The organism is Kitasatospora sp. NPDC040550 (assembly GCF_055594965.1).
In genome coordinates this window covers 150930-173631 of record NZ_JBVIWC010000013.1, presented here as the reverse complement: position 1 = coordinate 173631, position 22702 = coordinate 150930, and the positions used below count along the sequence as shown (strand labels likewise).

At 71.4% G+C, this 22702-nt stretch carries 18 protein-coding genes, 1 tRNA gene and 1 pseudogene; 12 read left to right on the top strand and 8 right to left on the bottom strand.

The window, feature by feature from the left end; genetic code table 11:
• Window positions 1–326 precede the first annotated feature (326 nt).
• The 4 genes from ACZ58X_RS20890 to ACZ58X_RS20875 all read left to right on the top strand — a co-directional run bounded on the left by ACZ58X_RS20890 (window position 327) and on the right by ACZ58X_RS20875 (window position 3686).
• Window positions 327–785, top strand: a complete 459-nt coding sequence (locus tag ACZ58X_RS20890; protein WP_470335104.1) for a peroxiredoxin — start codon at window positions 327–329, stop codon at window positions 783–785.
• Between the two features lie 186 nt (window positions 786–971).
• On the top strand, window positions 972–1547 hold the full coding sequence (locus ACZ58X_RS20885; RefSeq protein ID WP_375887783.1) for a TerD family protein: 576 nt from the start codon (window positions 972–974) through the stop codon (window positions 1545–1547).
• 296 nt (window positions 1548–1843) lie between these two features.
• Window positions 1844–2422 carry a TerD family protein gene (locus ACZ58X_RS20880; protein WP_470335103.1) on the top strand — a complete coding sequence of 193 codons (579 nt, stop codon included), beginning with the start codon at window positions 1844–1846 and terminating at the stop codon, window positions 2420–2422.
• Between the two features lie 169 nt (window positions 2423–2591).
• Window positions 2592–3686 (top strand): DUF475 domain-containing protein, encoded by a 1095-nt coding sequence (locus ACZ58X_RS20875; RefSeq protein WP_470335102.1) that lies wholly within the window; start codon window positions 2592–2594, stop codon window positions 3684–3686.
• Between the two features lie 117 nt (window positions 3687–3803).
• Here ACZ58X_RS20875 and ACZ58X_RS20870 read toward each other — a convergent pair whose 3' ends face one another.
• Window positions 3804–5021, bottom strand: coding sequence for a DUF2637 domain-containing protein (locus ACZ58X_RS20870; protein ID WP_470335101.1), 1218 nt, complete (start codon window positions 5019–5021; stop codon window positions 3804–3806).
• A 374-nt stretch (window positions 5022–5395) separates the two neighbouring features.
• On the opposite strand from ACZ58X_RS20870, the gene ACZ58X_RS20865 reads away from it, so the two are divergent.
• A complete protein-coding gene (locus ACZ58X_RS20865; protein WP_470335100.1) occupies window positions 5396–6154 on the top strand; it encodes a Tellurium resistance in 759 nt (252 codons plus the stop codon).
• A gap of 124 nt (window positions 6155–6278) precedes the next feature.
• Here ACZ58X_RS20865 and ACZ58X_RS20860 read toward each other — a convergent pair whose 3' ends face one another.
• Window positions 6279–7511, bottom strand: a complete 1233-nt coding sequence (locus ACZ58X_RS20860) for a TerD family protein (protein WP_470335099.1) — start codon at window positions 7509–7511, stop codon at window positions 6279–6281.
• Window positions 7512–7921: 410 nt separating this feature from the next.
• Between ACZ58X_RS20860 and ACZ58X_RS20855 the strand changes: the two genes are divergently transcribed.
• The 3 genes from ACZ58X_RS20855 (at window position 7922) to ACZ58X_RS20845 (ending at window position 12920) form a co-directional block, all read left to right on the top strand.
• Window positions 7922–9115, top strand: coding sequence for an HpcH/HpaI aldolase/citrate lyase family protein (locus ACZ58X_RS20855; protein WP_470335098.1), 1194 nt, complete (start codon window positions 7922–7924; stop codon window positions 9113–9115).
• A 239-nt stretch (window positions 9116–9354) separates the two neighbouring features.
• The gene (locus tag ACZ58X_RS20850; RefSeq protein WP_470335146.1) at window positions 9355–12006 is read left to right on the top strand and encodes a phosphoribosyltransferase; all 2652 of its coding nucleotides are present in this window, start codon (window positions 9355–9357) and stop codon (window positions 12004–12006) included.
• Window positions 12006–12920, top strand: a complete 915-nt coding sequence (locus tag ACZ58X_RS20845) for an HAD family hydrolase (RefSeq protein ID WP_470335097.1) — start codon at window positions 12006–12008, stop codon at window positions 12918–12920. Before ACZ58X_RS20850 ends, ACZ58X_RS20845 begins: the two co-directional genes overlap by 1 nt.
• A 15-nt stretch (window positions 12921–12935) precedes the next feature.
• Here ACZ58X_RS20845 and ACZ58X_RS20840 read toward each other — a convergent pair whose 3' ends face one another.
• Entirely contained in the window at window positions 12936–13154 is a 219-nt protein-coding gene (locus ACZ58X_RS20840) for an FmdB family zinc ribbon protein (RefSeq protein WP_402483713.1), read from the bottom strand.
• 22 nt (window positions 13155–13176) lie between these two features.
• Complete coding sequence (locus tag ACZ58X_RS20835) at window positions 13177–14550, bottom strand: hypothetical protein (protein ID WP_470335096.1); 1374 nt, start codon at window positions 14548–14550, stop codon at window positions 13177–13179.
• A gap of 160 nt (window positions 14551–14710) precedes the next feature.
• Between ACZ58X_RS20835 and ACZ58X_RS20830 the strand changes: the two genes are divergently transcribed.
• Window positions 14711–14785 (top strand) — tRNA-Val (locus ACZ58X_RS20830).
• A gap of 55 nt (window positions 14786–14840) precedes the next feature.
• On the opposite strand, the pseudogene ACZ58X_RS20825 reads toward ACZ58X_RS20830, so the two are convergent.
• From ACZ58X_RS20825 to ACZ58X_RS20810, 4 genes and pseudogenes are all read right to left on the bottom strand, one after another.
• A pseudogene (locus ACZ58X_RS20825) lies at window positions 14841–15347 on the bottom strand (tyrosine-type recombinase/integrase); the annotation flags it as partial.
• A 473-nt stretch (window positions 15348–15820) separates the two neighbouring features.
• Window positions 15821–16264: a hypothetical protein gene (locus ACZ58X_RS20820; RefSeq protein ID WP_470335095.1), complete on the bottom strand. Its 444-nt coding sequence runs from the start codon at window positions 16262–16264 to the stop codon at window positions 15821–15823.
• Window positions 16265–16764: 500 nt separating this feature from the next.
• On the bottom strand, window positions 16765–17814 hold the full coding sequence (locus ACZ58X_RS20815; protein ID WP_470335094.1) for a hypothetical protein: 1050 nt from the start codon (window positions 17812–17814) through the stop codon (window positions 16765–16767).
• Window positions 17815–18913: 1099 nt separating this feature from the next.
• Complete coding sequence (locus ACZ58X_RS20810) at window positions 18914–20167, bottom strand: restriction endonuclease (protein ID WP_470335093.1); 1254 nt, start codon at window positions 20165–20167, stop codon at window positions 18914–18916.
• Window positions 20168–20555: 388 nt separating this feature from the next.
• Between ACZ58X_RS20810 and ACZ58X_RS20805 the strand changes: the two genes are divergently transcribed.
• The 3 genes from ACZ58X_RS20805 to ACZ58X_RS20795 all read left to right on the top strand — a co-directional run bounded on the left by ACZ58X_RS20805 (window position 20556) and on the right by ACZ58X_RS20795 (window position 22617).
• Window positions 20556–21119 carry a methyltransferase family protein gene (locus ACZ58X_RS20805; RefSeq protein WP_470335092.1) on the top strand — a complete coding sequence of 188 codons (564 nt, stop codon included), beginning with the start codon at window positions 20556–20558 and terminating at the stop codon, window positions 21117–21119.
• Between the two features lie 49 nt (window positions 21120–21168).
• Window positions 21169–21783: an HAD family hydrolase gene (locus ACZ58X_RS20800; protein ID WP_470335091.1), complete on the top strand. Its 615-nt coding sequence runs from the start codon at window positions 21169–21171 to the stop codon at window positions 21781–21783.
• A 120-nt stretch (window positions 21784–21903) separates the two neighbouring features.
• Complete coding sequence (locus ACZ58X_RS20795) at window positions 21904–22617, top strand: VIT1/CCC1 transporter family protein (protein WP_470335090.1); 714 nt, start codon at window positions 21904–21906, stop codon at window positions 22615–22617.
• The last annotated feature ends 85 nt before the right edge of the window (window positions 22618–22702 follow it).

The window sequence follows — 22702 nt, the reverse complement described above, 5'->3', positions numbered from 1 at the left end:
CCAAATCCCACGGAGAAGCAACCAAAACAGCGCGAAACGGGTCCGGACCCCCGTCCTGGGCCCCGACGGAGGATCTCCTCCGTCGGGGCCCGGCGCTTTTGCGTGCGGGTCTCCGTGCGCGGGCGGGGGCGCGGGTGCCCCGGACGGTCCGGGCGGTTCGGGTCCGGGCGGTCCGGGTCCGGGCGGTCCGGGCGTTCGCTCAGGGCGGAAGGGTGGGTCTTCCGGCGGGCCGGGTCATCCGTTCGGCCGAACGTCGGTCAACGGATGCGAGGATGTCGCCTGCCGTGCCCGCCGCGCGGCCAGGTCGCGTCAGAAAGGTCCCGCTCATGGCCATCGAGATCGGCACCCAGGCTCCGGACTTCGAGCTCGGCACCCAGCACGGGGAGACGGTCCGGCTGGCCGACTTCCGCGGCCGCAAGCACGTCGTCCTGGTCTTCTACCCGTTCGCCTTCACCGGTGTCTGCACCGGCGAGCTGGGCGCGATCCAGCGCGAGCTGGCCGGGCTGCAGAACGACGAGGTCCAGGTGCTCGGCGTCTCCTGCGACTCGCAGTTCTCCCAGCGGGTCCTCGCCGACCGGGAGGGCCTGGAGTTCCCGCTGCTGGCCGACTTCTGGCCGCACGGCGAGGTCACCCGGGCCTACGGCGTCCTGGACGAGGAGAGGGGCTGCCCGCTGCGCGGCACCTTCGTGATCGACAGGGCCGGCACGGTGCGCTGGAGCGTCGTCAACGGCCTCCCGGACGCCCGGGACGAGCAGGAGTACCTCGAGGTCCTGGCCGGCCTCTGAGCCTCCCGGGTGGCCCCACGGGGCCCGTGCGACGCTCCGGCCCCGCCGTTCGGGCGTGCGTACGGGAACCCGGTACTACGCTCGGGCCGTTGGCGGAGTGCGGCGTACGTCCGTTTTTCGTCGGTCGGCGCCGCGAACCGCACCACCCGGGGGCACCACCCGTGCCTCCCGATTCTTGGAGGACACGTGGGAGTCAGCCTCAGCAAGGGCGGCAACGTCTCGCTCACCAAGGAGGCGCCGGGTCTCCAGGCCGTCGTGGTCGGCCTGGGCTGGGACGTCCGGACCACCACCGGGACGGACTTCGACCTGGACGCCAGCGCGCTGCTCTGCAACGAGCAGGGCAAGGTCGGTTCGGACGGGAACTTCGTGTTCTTCAACAACTTGAAGAGCCCGGACGGCTCGGTCGAGCACACCGGCGACAACCTGACCGGTGAGGGCGAGGGCGACGACGAGGCGATCAAGGTCAACCTGGCCACCGTCCCGGCCGACGTGCAGAAGATCGTCTTCCCGGTGTCGATCTACGACGCCGAGAACCGCGGCCAGAACTTCGGCCAGGTGCGCAACGCGTTCATCCGGGTGGTGAACCAGGCGAACAACGTCGAGCTGGCGCGCTACGACCTCTCCGAGGACGCCTCCACCGAGACCGCGATGGTCTTCGGCGAGCTCTACCGCAACGGCGGCGAGTGGAAGTTCCGCGCCATCGGCCAGGGCTACGCCTCCGGCCTGCGCGGCATCGCCCAGGACTTCGGCGTCAACGTCTGAGTCCCCTTGCGGCGCAAGGCTCTTGCGCGGCCCCCGGGGCGGCCCCGGACCTTCGAGGTCCGGGGCCGCCCCGGCTTCGTCGGGGGGCGGGAGCGGTTCCGGAGGGGGCCTGACCGGCTTGGTCGGAGCGGCGGGAGCGGCTTCGAAGGGGGCCGGGACCGGCCCGGCTTCGTCGGGGTCCGGTGCGCTGCGAGGATGTGAGTTCAGGAAGTTCAGCCGGCCGAAGCGGGCCGGCCGGGGCCGCGGGGGACTACACCTGTATGGCGCCCCGGGAGAAGCAAGGGAGGAAGAACACCATGGTGGTCACGCTCGCCAAGGGCGGGAACGTCTCGCTCACCAAGGCCGCGCCGAACCTGACGCAGGTCCAGATCGGCCTCGGCTGGTCCGCCCGTTCGACCACGGGCGCACCGTTCGACCTCGACGCGAGCGCCCTGCTCTGCGGTGGCGGACGGGTGCTCGGTGACGAGTACTTCGTCTTCTACAACAACCTCAAGAGCCCCGAGGGCTCGGTGGAGCACCAGGGCGACAACCTCGTGGGCGGCGACGAGACGGGTGACGACGAGCTGATCCTGGTCAACCTGGAGCTGGTCCCGGCCCAGGCGGACAAGGTGGTCTTCGCGGTCTCGATCTACGAGGCCGAGGCCCGGTTCCAGAACTTCGGACAGGTGCGCAACGCCTACATCCGGGTCGTCAACTCCGTCGGCGGCGAGGAGATCGCGCGCTACGACCTGTCCGAGGACGCGTCCAGCGAGACCGCGATGATCTTCGGCGAGCTGTACCGGTACGCGGGTGAGTGGAAGTTCCGCGCGGTGGGCCAGGGGTACGCCTCGGGCCTGCGCGGAATCGCGCTCGACTTCGGCGTCAACGTACAGTAAGGGCGCAAAACAGACTTATCGCACCGATCAACGATCAGATGATCAACGATCAATCGATCAAGAGAACAGAGGGCAGTGCGGGGGTGACCTGACCGGGCCCGGCCCGGTCAGGCGTCTCGGGACCAGGCCGCCCCCGACACGGCCAGAACCCGAAAGGTAGCCAACTCCCGTGTTCCTCCGCACATTCGGCTGGTCGTTCGCGATCACCGCCCTGGGCCTGATCGCGGCCGGACTGCTCTGGGGAGCCCAAGGCTTCGGCATCGTGCTGATCCTCTCCATCCTGGAGATCTCCCTGTCCTTCGACAACGCGGTGGTCAACGCCACGGTGTTGAAGCGGATGAACCCGTACTGGCAGAAGATCTTCCTGACGGTCGGTGTGCTGATCGCCGTCTTCGGGATGCGTCTGGTCTTCCCGCTGCTGGTCGTCGGTCTCACCGCGAAGCTCAACCCCGCGACGGTGATCGACCTCGCGCTGCACTCCAACGCGACCCACGACGGTCTCACCTACGGCCAGTACCTGGAGGCGGCCAACCCGGCCATCGCGGCCTTCGGCGGCGTCTTCCTGCTGATGATCTTCCTCGACTTCGTGTTCGACGAGAAGGAGCACAACTGGCTCGGCTGGCTGGAGCGCCCGCTGGAGAAGGTCGGCAAGCTGGACGCCCTGTCCAGCGTCGTCGCCCTGGTCGCGCTGGTGCTGGCCTCGCGCTTCTTCGCGGCGGAGCACGCCGAAACCGTTCTGCTGGCCGGTGTGCTCGGCCTGATCACCTACCTCGTCGTCGGCGGCCTCTCCTCGATCTTCGAATCGGGCCTGGAGGAGGAGGCCGAGCGCGAGGAGGAGGCGGAGAAGTCCGGCAAGTCGGTCGTCCAGGTGGCCGGCAAGGCCGCGTTCTTCCTCTTCCTCTACCTGGAGGTCCTGGACGCGTCGTTCTCCTTCGACGGCGTGGTCGGCGCCTTCGCGATCTCCAACGACATCTTCCAGATCACCCTGGGCCTCGGCATCGGCGCGATGTACATCCGCTCGCTGACCGTCTTCCTGGTCCGCAAGGGCACCCTGGACGACTACGTCTACCTGGAGCACGGCGCCCACTACGCGATCGGCGCGCTGGCGGTGATCCTGCTGGTCGGGATCAAGTACCACATCCCGGAGATCGTCACCGGCCTGATCGGCGTCGCCTTCATCGGGCTGGCCCTCGCCTCCTCGATGGTGCGCAACCGGCGTGCGGCGGCGGAGGGGGAGAAGGAACTCGTGGGCAGCGGGCAGTAGTCCGCCGCCCGACACCCCCTCGGCCGTGGGGCCGGGGAACGCGACGGCCGCCTCCGGAGATCCGGGGGCGGCCGTCGCGTTGTTCCTGCGGGGGCGGGGCGGGGGCGGGGACCGAGGTCAGCCCAGCTGCTGCTCGATCGCGCGCAGCTTGCGCTCCAGCGAGTCCAGCTTCGGCATCGACAGGGTGTCGTCGTCGGACGTCAGGTCGACGGTGGAGCTGCGGTAGGACGGGGTCGAGCCGCTCGCCGAACCGGTGACCGAGGAGGAGTACGAGCTGCTGGTCGAGCTGCTGGTCGAGCTGCTCGACGAGGACAGCGAGGAGGACGACAGCGAGGACGACAGCGAGCTGCTCGACGAGGAGGTGTAGGACGACCCCACGGCGGCCCGCGGCGGGCGGCCGGCGTCCAGCGCGGTGGTGGAGGAGGTGTACGGGTCCTGCGCGGTCGAGGCGGTGCGGTCGCTCTCGGCGGCTAGGGCAGGCTCCGTAGCGGTCTGGCCGTCTCCGGCCGCCGTGAGCGCGGGCACCTGACGCCCGCCGCGGGCCCGGGCGAGCATGCCGCCCTGGCGGGAGATGGCCTTCAGCTCGGCCCGCTCGCGGCGGTCGGCGGAACGGGCGCGCACCTTGGCGTCCAGCTTCGCCTGGCGCTCCTCGCGCACCTCCTCGACCGCCTCGTCCAGGCTGCGGACGTTCTCCAGCAGCATCAGCGACCAGGCCGCGTAGGTCTCGCGCGGGGCGCGCAGCCAGCGGACGATGCGGATCTGCGGCAGCGGACGCGGCACCAGGCCCTGCTCGCGCAGCGCGGCCTTGCGGGTCTGCTTGAGCGCCCGGTCGAACAGGATCGCCGCCGAGATCGACATGCCGGAGAAGAACTGCGGGGCGCCGGCGTGGCCCAGGCCGCGCGGGGCGTGCACCCAGTTGAACCAGGCCGAGGCGATCGCGAACACCCAGACCAGCAGGCGGGAACCGAGCGCGGCGTCACCGTGGCTGGCCTCGCGGACGGCGAGCACCGAGCAGAACATCGCGGCGCCGTCCAGGCCGAACGGGACGAGGTACTCCCAGCCGTTGGACAGGCCCAGGTTCTCGATGCCGAAGCCCACCAGGCCGTGGAAGGAGAGCGCGGCCGCGACGCCGGCGCAGCAGAACAGCAGGGTGTACGAGGAGATGCCGTAGATCATCTCCTTGCGGCGGCGGCGCTCCTCGCTGCGCTCCCAGGAGTCGCCGGCCTCGTCGTTCTTCGTGCTCTTGAATCGCAGCGTCGCCATCAGGATGGCGACGAACAGCAGGGCTGCGCCGCCGACGACGGTCCAGACCAGCTGTATGGAGGTCAGGTTCATTGCGGGTCGGGCCTCGGGTTTCCGCAGGGGACAGGTTCACAGCGCGACACAGGTGGTCAGGTCCCGCGGGGCGGGTACCGCCTGACGGTCCGTTCGTCGCCGCACGACGTGCCCACCGCGCCCGCGCAGGGGCGGACGGGACACCTGTGCGGCTAGACGATATCGCGTCCGAAGGGGCGGCATGTTACGGGAGGGCGGCTTCCCCGGGCCAATCGACCCACCGGTTCGGGTCACGGGTGGGCGTCACGGGTGGGCGTCAACGGCCGGGCGGGGTAGGGAAAGGAGGAGTCCGGGTATCCGTCGGCCTGGTCGATGCCCGATCATGGACCGGCGGATCGTCAGACCGCCGCACAGAGGCAGGGGGAGAGGACTGGATGGTCTCGATCTGGGAGTACCTGCGCGGGGACAAGAGCTACACCTTCGACAACCCGGGCGGGCAGCACAAGGTCACGCTCACCAAGTCGGCGCCGCAGCACGCGATCACCGGCTCCGCCGCCACCACCGGCTACCTCTACGTCAACCTGCACTGGACCATGCGCTCGGGCGCCGTCCGGCCGAGCACCCGGGACACCCTCAAGCGGTTGTTCAGTCCACGGATCCTCAGCCCGCAGGAGCCCGACTCGCCGGGGGGCAACGAGCAGCTGAACGTCGACCTCGACCTCGCCTGCATGTACGAACTCTCCGACGGCACCCGGGGCGTGGTGCAACCGCTCGGTGAACTCTTCGGCGACCTACGGGAACCGCCGTTCATCAAGCTCAGCGGCGACGACCAGTACGGGGCGCCCTCCGGCGAGACGATGTACGTCAACCTGGAGAAGAAGGACAAGTTCAAGCGGCTGCTGATCTTCGTCTACATCTACGACGGCACCCCGGCCTTCGAGCAGACCCACGCGGTGATAACGATCGTGCCGCAGACCGGGCCGCGGATCGAGATCAAGCTGGACGAACGGGCCCGGGCGGCGCGCTCCTGCGCGGTGGTGCTGATCGAGAACGCCGGGGACAACCAGCTGACCGTGCGCCGCGAGGTGCGGTACGTGAACGGGTTCCAGGCGGACATCGACCGGCTGTACGGCTTCGGGATGCAGTGGCAGCGGGGGTACAAGGGGCAGCAGCCGAGCAGGGGCGGGGACTGATCTCCCGGCGGGGCTGCGGCGTGACCGTGGGGCTGTCGGGCTGCGGTGCTGCGTCGGCCCCGCCGGCTGTCGGGTGTCGGGCTCGGCGGGGCGGTTCGGTGTGCGGTGATCCGGCGGGGACGGCTCAGTGGGGCTGGAACTGCGGGCCCTGCGGGGGCAGCGCGAACTCCTCGGCTGGCGGCGGGGCCTGGGTCGGCGCCGGTGCCGGGGGCTGCGGCGGGACGGGCGGCTGCTGGCCGGTGCCGGGCTGGGGCTGCGGGTAGCCGTACCCGGTGCCGGGCTGGTGCTGGGGGTAGCCGTAGCCGCCGGCGTGGGTGCCCGGCTGGGGCTGCTGCGGCGGGTACGGCTGGTTGGGCTGGGGGTAGCCGTAGCCGGTCGAGGGCTGGGGCTGCGGGTAGCCGTACCCGGTGCCGGGCTGGTGCTGGGGGTAGCCGTAGCCGCCGGCGTGGGTGCCCGGCTGGTGGGTCGGCTGTTGGGTCGGCGGCGCGGGCGGCGCCGGGGGGACGTTCGGGGGCACGGTGGGCGGGGCCACCGGCGGGGGCGGGGTGGCCGGCGAGGCGGACGGCGGGGTCGCCGGGCCGTTCGCGGCGGCGGCAGCCGGGGCCGGGGTGGCGGGAGCGACCGGGGGCTGCGCCGGGGGGTGCGCCGGGGACTGCGGGACGGCCGGGCTCAGGGTGAAGGTGCCGGGCTCGGGCCGGGCCTCGGAGCGCGGGTCGGGCAGCGGGGTGGCCCGCGGGTCGACCGCGCCGGTGGGGGTGGCGGTGGAGGCGGGCGCCGGGGTCGGCTGGGCCGCGGCCGCGGCTTCCGCCTCGTCCTCGACCGTGATGCCGAAGTCGGTGGCCAGGCCGATCAGCCCCGAGGTGTACCCCTGGCCGATCGCCCGGAACTTCCAGGAGCCGTTGCGTCGGTACAGCTCGCCCGCGACCAGCGCGGACACGTTCTCGGCGTCCACGATCGCGAACTCGGCGAGCGGAACCGCGCCGTCACCCGTGGCGGCGTCGAACAGCAGCAGCCGCAGCCCCGGGACGGCGCGGAACGGGCCGCCCTCGGAGGAACCGGCCAGCACCACCCGGTCCACCTCGGCGGGCAGCTTGGCCAGTTCGACCTCGACCGTGTCGATGATCTCGGCGCCGCCCGCGGTGTGCTGCTTGGGCAGGTGGCGGACCAGGCCGGAGGGGTGGCGGGGCTGGTTGTAGAAGACGAAGTCGGCGTCCGAACGGACCCTGCCGTTGGTGCCGAGCAGCAGCGCGGACGCGTCCACGTCCGGCGCACCGGGCGTGGCGCTCCAGCGCAGCACGGCGCGGACCGCCGCCGCCGGCAGTGCGATGTTGGCGCCCTTGGCCATCACGTGCGTCATAGCGGACCATCCTGCCCGTTCGCCACCCCTTCGGACAACGTGACCGGGACGGTCGGCGTGGGGGCGGACTTTGCCAAGACTTGCGTCGGATCGAGGTTTGCGGCGGGCCTTCCGGTGGGTGGGGGCGGCCGACCGGAGTCGGGCAGGGGGCCGGGCGGGGGTTGGGTGGCCGCTGGGCGGGCCGTTCACGGGGCGAGTGCCCCGGGCGGGCCCCGGCGCCCGTCGGATGTTCCGGGAGTTCAGTGCCCCGGCGCCGGGAACGGCCGGAATCCGTCCGTACGATGGGCCTTCGAACAGGCCCCCGGAGGCCGGTGGGGGGAGTCGGCCGGCGGTGCGTCCAGGCGGAAACCGCTGGCCGGAGGCCGTCCGTCCGGTCGGCCAGTCCGCCGTCCAGCCCCGAGGAGAGCACCATGCGCCATTTCGGCCACCTCGCCGACGACGTCCGTGCCCGGCTGTTCCTGGAGCAGCCGAGGACGTTCACCGCAGGGAGCGAGCCCGCGGTGCTCTCCACCGCCCTCGGCGGCACCCTCTACAGCCCCGCGACCAGGCCCGCACTGGCCGCCGACATCCGCAAGCTGGCCGGGCAAGGCGTGGTGTCGATGGTGCTCTGCCTGGAGGACGCGATCGCCGACCACGAGGTGGACGCGGGCGAGCGCAACCTGGTCGAGCAGTTGTCGGACCTGGTCAATGATTTCACCGACTGTGCACAGGATCATCCACTTCTCTTCATCAGGGTGCGCACCGCCGAGCAGATCCTCGACCTGGCCGAGCGGCTCGGCCCGGCCGTCGGGCTGCTGAGCGGCTTCGTCCTGCCCAAGTTCACCCCGCAGGTCGGCGTCGGCTACCTGGCCGCACTCGCCGCCGCCGAGGCCGCCACCGGGCGGCGGCTGTTCGCGATGCCCGTCCTGGAATCGCCCGAACTCGCCCACCTGGAGACCAGGCGCGAGCAGCTCTTCGGCATCGCCGAGCTGCTCGCCGGGCACCGCGAACGGGTGCTCGCCGTCCGGCTCGGCGTCACCGACCTGTGCTCCGCCTACGGGCTGCGGCGCTCACCCGACCTCACCGCCTACGACGTGGCCCTGGTCGCGGCCGTGATCGGCGACGTGGTCAACGTGCTCGGCCGGGCCGACGGCACCGGGTACACCGTGACCGGGCCGGTCTGGGAGTACTTCCCGGTCCAGGAGCGGATGTTCAAGCCGCAGCTGCGCCGCACCCCGTTCGCCGCGACCGCCGGCACCGCCCGGGCCTCCGGCGAGGAGGTCCGCCGGAGGATCATCGAGCACGACCTGGACGGGCTCATCCGCGAAGTCGAACTCGACCGCGCCAACGGCCTGTTGGGCAAGACCTGCATCCACCCCAGCCACGTCCCCGCCGTGCACGCGCTGTCCGTGGTCACGCACGAGGAGTACTGCGACGCGCGCGACATCCTGCGGCAGGAGCAGGACGGCGGCGGGGTACTCCGCTCGGCGTACACGAACAAGATGAACGAGGCCCGGCCGCACCGCGCCTGGGCGGAGCGGGTGCTCCTGCGGGCGGAGGTCTTCGGGGTGGCCCGGGAGGACGTGAGCTTCGCGGAGCTGCTGTCGGCCTGCCTGTGCGGCTGACCCCGGCCCCCTCGACCCGACGACACGCGCGAACCGATCGATCAGCACCACCGAAGGCGGGACCAGCAGTGAAGAAAGCAGAGACGACGACGGCGGGTGCGGTGGGCGTGGCGGGCGCGGCCGGTGCGGGTGCGGTGGGCGTGGCGGGCGCGGCCGGTGCGGGTGCGGCGGGCGTGGCTGGCGTCGGGGGCACGGCCGGTGCGGCGAGTGCGGCTGGTCCGGCTGGTCCGGCTGGTGCGGTGGGCGGTGGCTGGACCGGGCGCTGGGTCGCCGAGCGGGCCGGGATCGTGCTGACCGGATCGGAGCGCCTGCCCGAACTGGTCGGCCTGGCCCTGCGGTCCGGCAACCCCCGGCGGGCCCACCTGCTGGTCTCCAGCGTGCTCGGCAAGCACGTCCCGCAGCGGCCCGCCGTGGTGCACGGCGCCGGGCTCGAACTCGGCCGCCGGGTCCGGGAACTGCTCGGCCCCGCGGAAGCCGGCCGGGCCGTCGTGCTCGGCTACGCGGAGACCGCCACCGGCCTCGGCCACAGCGTCGCCGACGGCCTCGACGCGCCCTGCCTGCACTCCACCCGCCGCCCCGTCCCCGGGGTGCCCCCGCTCGGCGGCTTCGAGGAGGAGCACTCCCACGCCACCGGCCACCTGCTCCTCCCGGCGGACCCCGAACTCCTCGCGGGCGACGGGCCGTTGGTGCTGGTCGACGACGAGCTGTCGACCGGCCGGACCGTCCTCAACACCATCCGCGAACTGCACCGCCGCCACCCGCGCGACCGCTACGTGGTGGTCGCCCTGGTCGACCTGCGCTCCGCCGAGGACCGCCACCGGCTCGCCGCGGCCGCCGCCGAACTCGGCGCCCGGCTCGACGTGGTGGCCACCGCGAGCGGTGGCGTCGACCTGCCCGAGGACATCGTGGCCCGGGCCGAGCGGCTGATCGCCGCCGTCCCCCCGGCCGCCCCGCCGCCGGCCGTCGAGCCCGCCCCGCTGGTCCGGGTCGAGCTGGACTGGCCCGCCGGGCTGCCGGACGGTGGGCGGCACGGTTTCACGGCGCAGGACCGCGAGCGGCTGGACGCCGTACTGCCCGCACTGGCGGGGCAGGTGGCGGAGGCGCTCGGGGCCGGTGCGGGGGCGGAGGGCGCGGGGACGGAGGGCGCGGGGACGGAGGGCGCGGGGACGGAGGGCGCGGGGGTGGAGTGTGCGGGGCCGGTGTGTGCTGCGGTGGTGGACGGCGCTGAGCGGCAGCGGGTCCTGGTGCTCGGCTTCGAGGAGCTGATGTACGCGCCGCTGCGGCTGGCCGAGGCGCTCGCCCAGCGGCTCGGCGGCGACCGCGTCCGCTACTCCACCACCACCCGCTCGCCCGTCCTCGCCGTGGACGACCCCGGCTACGCCATCCGCACCCGGCTGGTCTTCCCGGCCCACGACGACCCGCAGGACGGCGGCTCGCGCGAGCGCTACGTCTACAACGTCGCCCCCGGTGCGGACGGGGCCCGCCGCTTCGACGCCGTGGTGCTGGTGGTGGACGACGTGGCCGACACCCCGGCCCTGCACCAGGGGGAGTACGCGCTGCTGCGCCAGCTGCGGCAGGTCACCGACCGGGTGGTCCTCGCGGTACTCCCCTCGCACCGCCCGGTGCTGCTCTCGGTTCGGTCCTCCGTGCCGTCGTCGGTGCCGTCCTCCGCGCCGTCCTCCGCGCCGTCCTCCGCGCCGTCCTCCGTGTCCTCGTCGGTGCCGCCGGCTCCGCTGCCCGCCGCGCTGCCGACGCCGCTGTACGGGCCGGAGTTCTCCTCCTACCGCCCGGAGGAGGTCGCCTGGCTGCTCAAGGACCTCTCCGACGTGCCGCTGGAGGCCCCCACCGAGGAGCGGGAGGAGGCCGTCCAGCACGGCGGCGCCCACTACGCCGAGTCGCTGCCGGTCGAGTACCGCCCCAGCCCCGAGTACCAGGAGCTGTTCCACCAGGCGCTGCGCGGTACGGCCCGCCGGATGGCGCTCGCCGTCGGCACCGTCGCCGAGACCCTGCTGCGCGAGCGCGGGCCCGGCCTGGTGCTCGCCTCGCTGGCCCGGGCCGGCACGCCGGTCGGCATCCTGGTCCGCCGCTGGCTGGCCTTCGCCCACGGCCTGTCCGTGGCGCACTACGCGGTGTCCATCGTCCGCGGTCGAGGCATCGACCAGGTCGCGCTGCGCTACCTGGCGGCCCACCACCGGGCGTCCGACGTGGTGTTCGTGGACGGCTGGACCGGAAAGGGCGCGATCACCCGCGAACTCACCGACGCGCTGGCCGGCACCGGCTTCGACCCGGACCTCGCGGTGCTCGCCGACCCCGGCCGCTGCGTGCGGACGTACGGCACCCGGGAGGACTTCCTGATCCCCTCCGCCTGCCTCAACTCCACGGTGTCCGGGCTGGTTTCGCGCACCGTGCTGCGGGCCGGACTGATCGGCCCCGGTGACTTCCACGGCGCCAAGCACTACGCCGAACTCGCGGGCGGGGACGTCTCGGAGACCTTCCTGACCGCGGTGGCCGACCACTTCGGGGAGGTCCGCGCCCTCGCGGTCGAGGCGGCCGAACGGCTCGCCGCCGACCCGGACCGCACGCCCGACTGGGCCGGCTGGGCCGCCGTCGAGCGGATCAGCGCCGAATACGGCATCGACAACATCAACCTGGTGAAGCCCGGCGTCGGCGAGACCACCCGGGTGCTGCTGCGCCGGGTGCCCTGGCGGGTGCTGGCCCGGCGCGGCGCGGGCACCGACCTCGACCACGTACGGCTGCTCGCCGCCCAACGCGGCGTCCCGGTCGAGGAGGTGGACGGGCTGCCGTACAGCTGCGTGGGCCTCATCCACCCCCGCTACAGTCGGGGTGCGACGGGGGAGAGCGGACGGGCCGTGACGGGGAGGGAGTCCTGATGGGTGCCGTGGACGGTGCGGGCGGCGCGGGCGGCGTGGCTGGTGCGGGCGGTGCTGCCGATGGCGGTGCGGGTGGCGTGCTGGTGGCCAGCGACCTCGACCGTACGCTCATCTACTCCGAGCGGGCCCTGGCCCTGGACGGCCCCGACCGGCTCGCGCCGCGCCTGCTCTGCGTCGAGGTGCTGGACGGTCGCCCGCTGTCCTTCCTGACCGAACGGGCCGCCGCCCTGCTGGTCGAACTGGGCCGCCGGGCCCGCTTCGTACCCGCCACCACCCGGACCGTCGAGCAGTACCGGCGGGTCAACCTGCCCGGACCGACGCCGACTTACGCGATCTGCGCGAACGGCGGGCAGCTGCTGGTGGACGGCGAGCCGGACCGCGACTGGCGCCGCGAGATCACCGCGCGGATCGCCGCCGGCGCCGCCCCGCTGGACGAGGTGCTGCGCCAACTCGCCCTGAGCGCCGACCCGGAGTGGACGCGCAAACGGCGGGTCGCCGACGAGCAGTTCGCCTACCTGGTCGTCGAGCGCGACCGGCTGCCCGACGGCTGGCTGCCCGAGCTCACCGGCTGGTGCGCCGAACGCGGCTGGCAGGTCTCGTTGCAGGGCCGCAAGGTGTACGCCGTGCCGCAGCCGCTCACCAAGAGCGCCGCGCTCGCCGAGGCCGTCCGCCGCAGCGGCGCGCACACCGTCCTGGCGGCCGGCGACTCCCTGCTGGACGCCGACCTGCTGCTCGCCGCCGACGCCGGGTGGCGACCCGGGCACGGCGAACTGGCCGACGGCGGATGGACGGCCCCCGGCGTCACCGCCCTGGCGGAGGTGGGGGTGGCGGCGGGGGAGGAGATCGCCCGCCGGTTCCTGGCGGCGGTGACCGCCGCCCCCGCCGCCCCCGTCGGCGCTGTGGTCGCCGGCTAGCCGGCCGGCTGTCGGTCAGCCGCAGCACCCGCCGCCGCAGCAGCCGCCCCCGCCCCCGCTCGGGGCCTGCTGCGGCGCGCCGCCCGCCGCGCCGGTGACGGCGACGGTGGACAGCAGCTTCACGGTGTCCGGGTGGCCCTGCGGGCAGACGGCGGGGTCGTTGGCCTGCGCCATCGGGCGGCGGAGCTCGAAGGTGGCTCCGCAGGAGCGGCAGCGGAAGTCGTAGCGTGGCATACCGGCAGGGTACCGACCGCGCTCAGCGGTGCTGGCCCAGATCGCCGCGGATCATGTCGATCACCCGCGCCGCCGTCTCCCGCACCGCCGCCAGCTCGGTCAGGAAGTGCCAGTAGTCGGGGTGCCGGCCCGCCGCCTGGAGGGTCTCCAGCGCCCGGTCCAGCCGGGCCACCGCCTCGTCCAGCGGGCCGGCGTGCCGCGGGTCCGGCGCGGTGCGGCCCGCCATCGCCAGCCGCTGGGCGTCCCGGACGGCGAAGCGGGCGCGCTCCACCTCCCGGTTCGGGTCGTGCTGCACCTCGTTCAGCTGCCGCAGCCGGTCGTTCACGGCCTGCACCGAGCCGTCCGCGGTCTCCAGCAGCGCGCGGACCGTACCGATCGCGGCCGTGGCGTCCGCCCACCGCTGCTCGTCCCGGGCCCGGGCGGCCTCGGCGAGCTTGCGCTCGGCGGCCCGGCCCGCCTCGGCGACCTGCTCGGGCACCCGCTGGAGGTCCTGCCAGCAGGCCGTGCTGAACCGGCGGCGTAGCTCGCTCAGGGCCGGATCGACCGTTTCCGCCTTGGTCCCCAGCGCCTGGATCCGGGTCCGCAGACTGGACACCCGGCGGTCCAGCTCCCGGGCCCGCTCGGGCAGTTGGGCGGCGTCGGCGGTGATCGCCTCCGCCCGCCGCTGCACCTCCTCGGCCCGCTGCAGGGTGGCCGCCACGCCGTGCCGCGCCGCCCCCTCGTTCAGCCGCCCCAGCTCCGGCGCCAGCTCGGCCAGCCGGGCCGCCAGGTCGTCCGCCCGCAGCCCGGCGCCGCGCACCTCGTCCAGCGTGGTGGTCGCCCGCAGCAGCGCGCGCTTGGCCTGCTCCACGGCCGGCGTGACCCGCAGCAGCTGCTGCTCGGCGTGGAGCAGGGTCGGCTGGAGGCGGCGCAGGAAGTCGGTCAGCTCGGCGCGGGCCGAGCGGAGCTGGCCCTGCACATCCACCAGCAGGCGCCGGGCCTGGGCCACCGAACCGGCGTCCAGATCCTCCCGGTCCAGGTCATGGGCGTCGAGCGCGGCCAGGTAGTTCACCGTGACCTGCTCCACCCGGCCGGAGATCGCCGGCAACTCGGCCAACGCCCGCTGCGCCGCCGCGCCCTCCTCGGCCGCCCGGACGGTCTCCACCGCCAACTGCACCTCGCGCTGCGTCTCGTCCAGCTCGTAGAACGCCTCCTGCGCCGCGGCCCGCGCCTCCCGGGCCTCCGCCCGCACACCGTCCCCGGCACTCCGCCGCCCCCACCAGCCGCCACTGCCCGCCGACGCCAGCCCGACCGCCCCCAACGCACCCGCCAGCACCACCGGCAACACCAGCGCGTCGCCCAGCGCACTCCCCGCCCGACGCCGCCCCCGCTGCCCGCTCCCGCCGGCCACCGCCACTGCGCGCTCCCTGCTCCGACCCGCTGATCCGCGCCCATTCTCCCCGATCCCCCCGCACCACGGGCAGCCCCCTCCCACCACCCCACCCCGCCCGCACCACACCACCCCTCCGGACCAGGTACCCTAGGCACTCGTCGTACGCCCGAAGGGCCACGACCGGGGGCGCGTAGCTCAGTGGTAGAGCGCTGCTCTTACAAAGCAGATGTCGGCGGTTCGAAACCGTCCGCGCCCACCAGCCAAAATGCCCCGGACCGATCTTGGTCCGGGGCATTTGACATCTCAGGCTGACATCAGTGGCGGCGCTTGAGCAGCCGGTCCATGTTGCCGAGGGCCTCCCGCTGGGTGTCCTGGGTGACGTGGGTGTAGACGTTCATCGTCAGCCCGATCTGACTGTGGCCGAGGATCTCCATCACCACCCGGGGCGGTACTCCGCACGCGACAAGCAGCGTCGCGCACCCGTGCCGGGTGTCGTGCAGCCGGATCGCGGGGACCTCCGCGGCCTTGGACACCCGGACGAACGAGCGGTAGAGGTTAGTCGGCTCGATCGGTCGGCCGGTGCGGGTGGTGAAGATGTAGCCGGTCTCCTCCCACTTGTCCCCGGCCGCGCGGCGGGCCTCGTCCTGCCGCATCCGGTGCCAGCGCAGGGCCGCCACGCAGATCCGGGGGAGCGGCACCGGCCGGCGCTTCCCGCTCTTCGTGGTGTCCGCGTACAGCTCACCGCGGACGCGCTGCACCTGCTCGCGGACAACCAGGACCCGGTGGTCGAGGTCGACCTCGGACCAGCGGAGCCCGACGATCGCTGGCAAGCGTCACTCCCAGGTCCTCCAGGGCGGCCGCCTCCCGGCGAATTCCTTCGATTCGCAGATTCTTTTCTTCGGCCAAGGCTGCGCTAAGCCGTCCAGTCTCCTCCTGCTTTTCCCGCCGGGCGTCATCTGCGACGGATTCGGCAGTCTGAAGACGCCTTTCGGCGGCTGCGCATCGCTCGTCGGCCCTTAGGGCTCTATTTTTGGCTCGCTTCAAGGATTCTTCGAGGTCAGAGATGCGATCTAGCAAGGTGCTATGCTCTTCCTGCAGTCGCTCTATGTGCTCTTCATATCGATCGAGCTCGATGCTGTACCTAGCTTCTTGAGCTACCATTTCTCCGAAAGCTCGCTGTGCCTCAAGTGCATGCCTGGATGCCTCGTCTCTGACTTTCTGGAGCTCCTGTTCAAGAAGTTGGACTGTGCGTGCCCTCGCTTCGGCCCGCCGATGCGTTTCGGTCACTTCGCCTCTAAGCGATTGCAGATAATGCCGCACTCGGCTTGACTTCCTGCAAGGCCGCCCGGTGGGCTTTTCGGATTGATTCTCGCGCCTCGGCGGTCATGGCAAGTCCCCTAGCCCTTTCGGCGTCATCCATTAGCCGTTCGATGAAGCTTGCGGGTGGAATTTCCTGGCCGCCAAAATAGCGTGAAATCGTTGAGGTATGGAACGAAATTCCCGCCGCGTAGGCCGTCATCGATGTTTGGAGTTCGCCTGCAAGTAGGCGAAGATTCTCGGCGAGAATCCGAACGGTGTCTGGAAGATCAGGCGAGAGGTCGCTCGTAAAGATGATTCGCTTGGGCCTCTGTCGGGCGCTTGATGGTGCGGGGTCTGCCGGCGGGTGAACCGCGTCCGGTAGCTGCGAACGCGGGCTGATGATCTTTCGAGTCGCAGCAGTCTCGCGCTCTCTCGACACGGTTGCTCCTTCCAGGCCCGTTGCAGAGGATCCGCAACGCGTTCATCCTTCCCGCAACGATGAGCGGTGACGCAGCCTTGGCGCAACGCCGCCCGAGGGGCGGGAAGTTGTAGGAGGTTAGTGGTCATGCGTCCGAGCTCTGGGGCCAACTCGTCACGATCGCGGCAACGAAGCGGCAAGCTCCTGCTGTCAGCCCAAATTGGCATGTCCGAGAGCGGGTTAAGCCTTGCTGCGGCGATTGGCGCTCCCTGGTGGATCGTTGCATGCGGGGCGGTGATCACTGGTTGCAACGCGTTGGTCGCAGATGCGCGCGACGTCGCCGATGCCGTCGTGCCTCAGCACTCGGCGGACCGGCGAGCGGTCTGAGAGACGGTACTTCAACTCCGTTGCACGCGAGAGGCTTTGAAAGCAGAAGCGGGCTCGCCGCCGGCACCAAAGCGCGGAGCGAACAAGGCGTTCACCGGATGGCAACAACGGCGCTGACGGGTGGACGCGTGTGGCTACTTGGTCTGAGTCGTCCAGGTACCGGTCTTCGCCACGTTGCTCAATGCTGCCGTGATCATTGTGGCCGCATCCCGCTCAAGCCCTCCTGGTACAACCTGGATTCTGTGGCAGTGCAGGTCGCCTCCCCTGCCGTAGTCGATGGCCTTCCCGTCGGGGTGGCGGTTCTGGGGCACTACTTCGAGCAGGCCGAACGCTGCCAGCGAGCGGTGCGTCTCGTATGCGTTACGCCCCAGACCGTAATGGCCTGCACGGTATGGGCCCGGGATGAAGGTTCTGGGCTCGTCTGCTCTGCCCAGCTCCTCGTTCCATTCGACGCTCCCATAGCGCCCGATGTCGAGCCACATTAGGTAAGCAACAATCTCGCTGTGCGTCAGGAGATAGACCCAGCCGTGAGTGAAGAAGGAAACGGGTAGGACTACGCCTTCCGCGTCTTCGCGCGGAACCTTGTACGGCATGGGGTCGATGCTGTTGGGCGCCCCTGTCTCGCAGAGCAGCTGGAAGCCTCGAAACGGTCGGCGCGGGCTCTTTACGGCGTTGGGCAGCGTGATCAGGTCCAGCGCGTGGAGGGCATGCAGTCCCGCGCCAATCTGTCTCTGCTTGTTTTCGCTATGAGGGGCCCCGCCGCGATCTCCATGCTTCGCGGGGGCCACAAGCAGGTCTTGCCATGAGAGGCCGTCGCGGTCCCCGTCGTGCCGCAACGGGATCTCGTTAACCCACGTCGCGCCCCTGCGCGAGGTTTGGCACTGTGCTGCGTACAGGAGCATCAAGTGGAGGTTTAGCGCGATCCCACGCGGCTTGATCAACTGTCCGGCAAGGGGGCGTTCAGGCCGGGGCAACCCCTTGCGCTCGTCCTTCACGGGCTTCCGGGTGCGGTGTCGGAAGTAGCTGCGGCGAATGAGAACGCCGTCCCGCCTCCTATTTCCCTGGTCGTACAGCAGCGCTGCGTTCGCCATGACCTTGTCGAGTTTGCCGACGGTCCGCATGAGCGTGAGCTGCTCCTGCCGCTTGCTGGCCTCAGCGGACACCGCCTCGGAGTGGCTTGCCAAGGTTTCTCCTACGTTTTGAACGCCACCAGCACTACCGACTGATCCTCATGACAGCCCTAGTTTTTTCTAGAACTTCATGAGGATCAGTCGGTAGTGGGAGCTTAGCGTCAAGTCCGCAGCCTCGTGGTCAGATTGGTGTCGGCCGCCCGCATGAGCGGCCCAGAAGTCCAGCTCTGCTGAATAGTTCGGCACCTCCGCCTGATCGGCAAGGAGGCCGAACCGGAACAACGCGCTCGCGCGCCACCTGGCGGGGCACCTACAGCGACGTACCGTCGCGCTCGGACCCGCCAACGAAGCAAGGGAGCCCATGCAATGACCGCCGCCTCCAAGCATTGCGGTCTCCGGGCTCCCTCGCGACTACTCGTCCGCTCGCACGAACCAAGGAGTCCCATGAAGGATAAGTCGAAGAAGGGTCCTGGTGCCTCCAGGTCCCACAGCAAGTCCCTCGCCCGCGAGAAGGTGCGGGCTCTGGTCCGCTTCCTTGCGATCAACGCCGCGCGAGGTGCAGCTGCCACGGCTGGCAGTGGGCTGATGGCCGCCGCCATTGCCTGGCCATGGCACCACTAGGCCGCGTGTCGTGCTTCGGTCTCGCCGCGTCCCGCAATCAGGGCAGGTCCGGGTCGATCTAGACGCCAGTATGACCAAGTCGGGCGTTCGGCGCAGGTCCGTGACCAGCTGTCACGGCGGCTGCCTTTGTTCTTGAAGAACGTCAACTGCCTGTGGCCTGGCACCAAAACGGTGGCAGGCCACGGCTGCTAGCGGCCGGTCCCCTGGGGTGCGACCCTTTGATGCATATCCTCACCACGCCCATCAAGACCCACGAGCGGTGAGTAGCTGGCCCCAGGCGGCCAGCCTCGGCGCAGTCCGCCCTGATTGCGACATCAGTAGCTGACATCAACGGCAGCGGACACAGGCAACCCTGTAAGCGCTTAGGTGGATCATTGCTGCGTCGCGATCAACAGCGTGTGCAGCTATCGACGTGGCCTGATCGAACTTACAAAGCGGATGTCGGCGGTTCGAAACCGTCCGCGCCCACCCACCCGAAGGGCCAGTTCGGAGGCAACGTCCTCCCGAACTGGCCCTTGATCGTTTCCGGCTCTCAGTCCGGCTGCGCCACCCGCGTGCCAGATATTGGCGCGGGGTACCTCTTGGCTAGCCATTCCTCGACCGCAGCCTTGGACGTGTATCCGTGCTGGCGGAGGAGTTCGACGATGTCGCGGCCGCAGATCAGGACTACCGGGTGCTCATCGTCGCGGATCTCCTTCTGCATCTGCTGGTTGAAGTAGGACGTCGTGACGAGGACCCCGAAGTTCCGGTGCCGGAGCCGTGAGATCAGTCGGCTTCCCTCTTTCACGCCGACCGCCTGGTCGGGTGACTTGCACTTGGCTTCCAGGGCGAAGTCGATGGCGATCCTGTCCGCCGGAGGGCCCAGGTAATACTGCCCCACGGCGTCGCGCCCTCCATCGCGGCTCCTGCGGGTCACCTCCACCTGGCCGGTCGCTGGCGCGAGAAGGCGCCACAGTTCCACCGCGCACGGCTCGAAGTCATGTTCCCGGCCGCGGAAGTGCTCGCGAATTGTTGCCAGGATCTCCCGCGAGTTCGGGTCAGAGGGCAGCTGTTCCGCCTGGCTGCGGATGACGGTCGTCGCCGGGGCAGTGAGGGGAAGGTAGGAGCGGGTTTCGACCCACGTGCGCCACGCGTCGGGGCAGCTGCCTTCCAGGGGGTCTCCACCATCGACCAGGTGCTGGATCCACTTGCGTGGGATGACAGCCTGGTCCAGCACGGTGAACTGGGCCCGGTAGTTCTGGAAGCGCTCACCGCCGGTTGTGCGCCAGATGGCGGCGAGTTCGTCATCGGAGGTGAGAGCCGGGCCTCCCGGCGCGAGCAGTCCGCGGAACCGGACGCCGCGGCCGGTGGTGCCAGTCTTCTCGAAGAGCAGGAACGGAGGTATTCGACGCCGCTCCTCCGGACCCGCATGGGAGGCAGCGAAGACATTCCGGAGGAGGAGGTTGCCGCCCGGATTCGTCCCGTGCAGCTCGTGTCCGGGTTTCTTGTTGTCTCCGTAGTAGGTGAAGGTTCCGGTCTGCGGATCGAGCGCGTCTGGCCAGTCGGGCTCCCGGCCGGTTGTGTAGAGGACGGCCAGGCGGACGTCCTGATTCCAGGGCGAACCGGCGAGCCGGAAGCCACCCTGGTTACCCACCTTCGGGACCAGCTTGTTGATCGGGTCGTCCGAGATGTTGCCTTTGGTGCCACCCGGATAGAAGGCGTCGAGGTGGAGATCGACATCGGTCAGCTCATCGAACGCTGCTGCGGGCTGCTCGGTCTGTGATGAGGGTGCGCTGGGGGCGGGCACGTGCTCAGGCTCCATTCTGGGCGACTGGCAGTACGTATGTACGAATATGGAGTTTCTCGTGGGCACGATCACCCGCTGACACCGGGGCGCGATTGCGGGGGAGAAGGGAGCGCAGCCGATCCGAAGAAGGCCGGACCGACTTCGCTGGACGAGGTGGCTACTGACTGGCTTCAGTTGCTCCGGCGGAGCTGGCCGCGGCGGGGCCCGATGAACAGGTGCCCGGCGGGGGCGGGGTGGGGGCTCCACCTTGGGGTGGATGGGGTGGAGGCGGGGTGGCTCCACCCGGGGGTGGTGGTGGGGTGGTGGGGTGGGGGCGGAGTCTTGCGGGATGGGAGCTCTGCGATCGGCAATGGGTGTGTTGACCGGGACGTGCGTGGGGATCTTCTGCGTGGCCTGGGTCGCGGGTGTCGTCTACTTCGCTGTGGTGGGGAGGTCCGGGTTCCGGGGGTGGTTGGGCGGGTTGCGTCGCTCGCTGCTGCGGCGGGTCCTGGTGGGCGCCGGGGTGTGGGTGGTGCTGGCGCTGGTGGACCGGACGCAGGGGTTCTGGCGGCAGTTGCGCTACTGGCAGCCGGAACTGGCCGTGGCGGGTGGGGTGTTGGTGGTGGCCTCGACGGCTCTGCTGTTGTGGGCCCGGTGGGTGCTGGGCACGATGTGGGCGAGTGTGCCCACCGTTCAGGCGCGGCACGAGTTGCGGACCGACGGGCCGTACGGACTGGTGCGGCATCCCATCTACACGGGGCTGCTCGGGTTGGTCGGCGGGGGCATGCTGGCCTGTGGCTTCGGGGGGTGGATCGCCTATCTGCTGGTCGCCGTCCCGTGGTTGCTGCTGAGGGTGCGGGCCGAGGACGGGATGATGGCCGGTCTGTTCGGGGTGGAGTACGAGGGCTACCGGGCCCGGGTGCCGGCGCTGGTGCCGCGGGGGTGGTCCCGCCCGGGCCCGTCCGGGAGTTGAGGGTGCCCCTGGAGCCGGGGTCGGTGACCTGCTGTGGTAGGAGGAATAGGTGACTACCAGGGCTTTCGACGCGGTGCTGTGTGATGTGGACGGTGTGATCCGGTTCTTCGACGGGGCCGGGGTGGCCGCGTTGGAGCGGGCCGCCGGGGTGGAGGAGGGGAGCACGGCGGCGGTGGGGTTCGCGCCGGTGAACGACCTGCCGTTGCTGCTGGGGCGGATCGGTCGGGCGGAGTGGGTGGCGTCGATCGCGCGCGGGCTGGCCGGCCGGGTGTCGGAGGAGGCGGCCCGGGGCCTGGCGGAGGCGTTCGCGCACTCGCCGTTCTGGGCGGACGAGGTCGTGGTGGAGCTGCTGCGGCGGGTGCGGGAGCACTGCCGGGTGGTGCTGGTGACCAATGCGACGGTGTGGCTGGACGAGGACCTGGCGCGTCTGGGGCTGACGGATCTGGCGGACGAGGTGGTGAACAGCTCCCGGGTGGGCAGCGCGAAGCCGGACCGCCGGATCTACGAGATCGCCGCCGGGCGGGCCGGGGCGAGGCCGGAGCGCTGCCTGTTCGTCGACGACCGGCAGGAGAACGTGGACGCGGCGGTGGCGCTGGGGATGATCGGGGTGCTCTACCGGGGTCCGGAGGACCTGCGGCGGGCGCTGGCACCGCTGCTGGGGTGACGGGGGCGGGAGAACCCTGGCCACCCTGCTGGGCGAGTTGCCCGCCGGCGGGTGGCGGGGCCGCTGGTGCCGGGCGAGGATCGGGGGGACCGTACGGACCCCTGAGGGCGGTGGGCGCGGATGGCGGAGCGGACGGGGGAGGCGGGGGAGACCCGGGCGGAGCTGTCGGCGCGGTTGAACTGGCTGCGGGCCGCCGTGCTGGGTGCCAACGACGGTGTGGTCTCGACGGCCGGGATCGTGACGGGTGTGGCGGGCGCGGCCGGGTCCCGTGCCGCACTGCTCGCGGCGGGGGTGGCCGGGCTGCTGGCGGGGGCGATGTCGATGGCGGCCGGCGAGTACGTCTCGGTCAGCACCCAACGGGACACCGAGCGGGCCGCGTTGGCGAAGGAGCGGCGCGAACTGGCCGAGGACCCGGAGGGGGAGCTCGACGAACTGACCGACTACTACCGGGACAGCGGGCTGACCGACGGCCTGGCCCGGGAGGTGGCCACGGCGCTGACCGAGCGGGACGCGCTGGCGGCCCACGCGCAGACCGAACTCGGCATCGACCCCGAGGCGTTGACCAACCCCTGGGAGGCGGCGCTGGCGAGCGCGGCCGCGTTCACGCTGGGTGCGCTGGTGCCGTTGCTGGCGGTGCTGCTGCCGCCGGAGTCCTGGCGGCTGGGGGTGACGGTGGCCGCCGTGGTGGTGGCGCTGACGGCCTCGGGCTGGACGAGCGCCCGGCTCGGCGGGGCGGGGGCGGGGCGGGCGGTGGCGCGCAACGTGGCGGGCGGGCTGCTGGCGATGGCGGTGACGTACAGCGGCGGGGTGCTGCTGGACCACCTCACCGGCTGACGGGCCCGACGGGCGGGTGGGCGAGTCCTGGCCCGGGCCTCGGGCCGGGGCCGGGACCGAGCGCCGGACGGGGTCGGCTCGACAG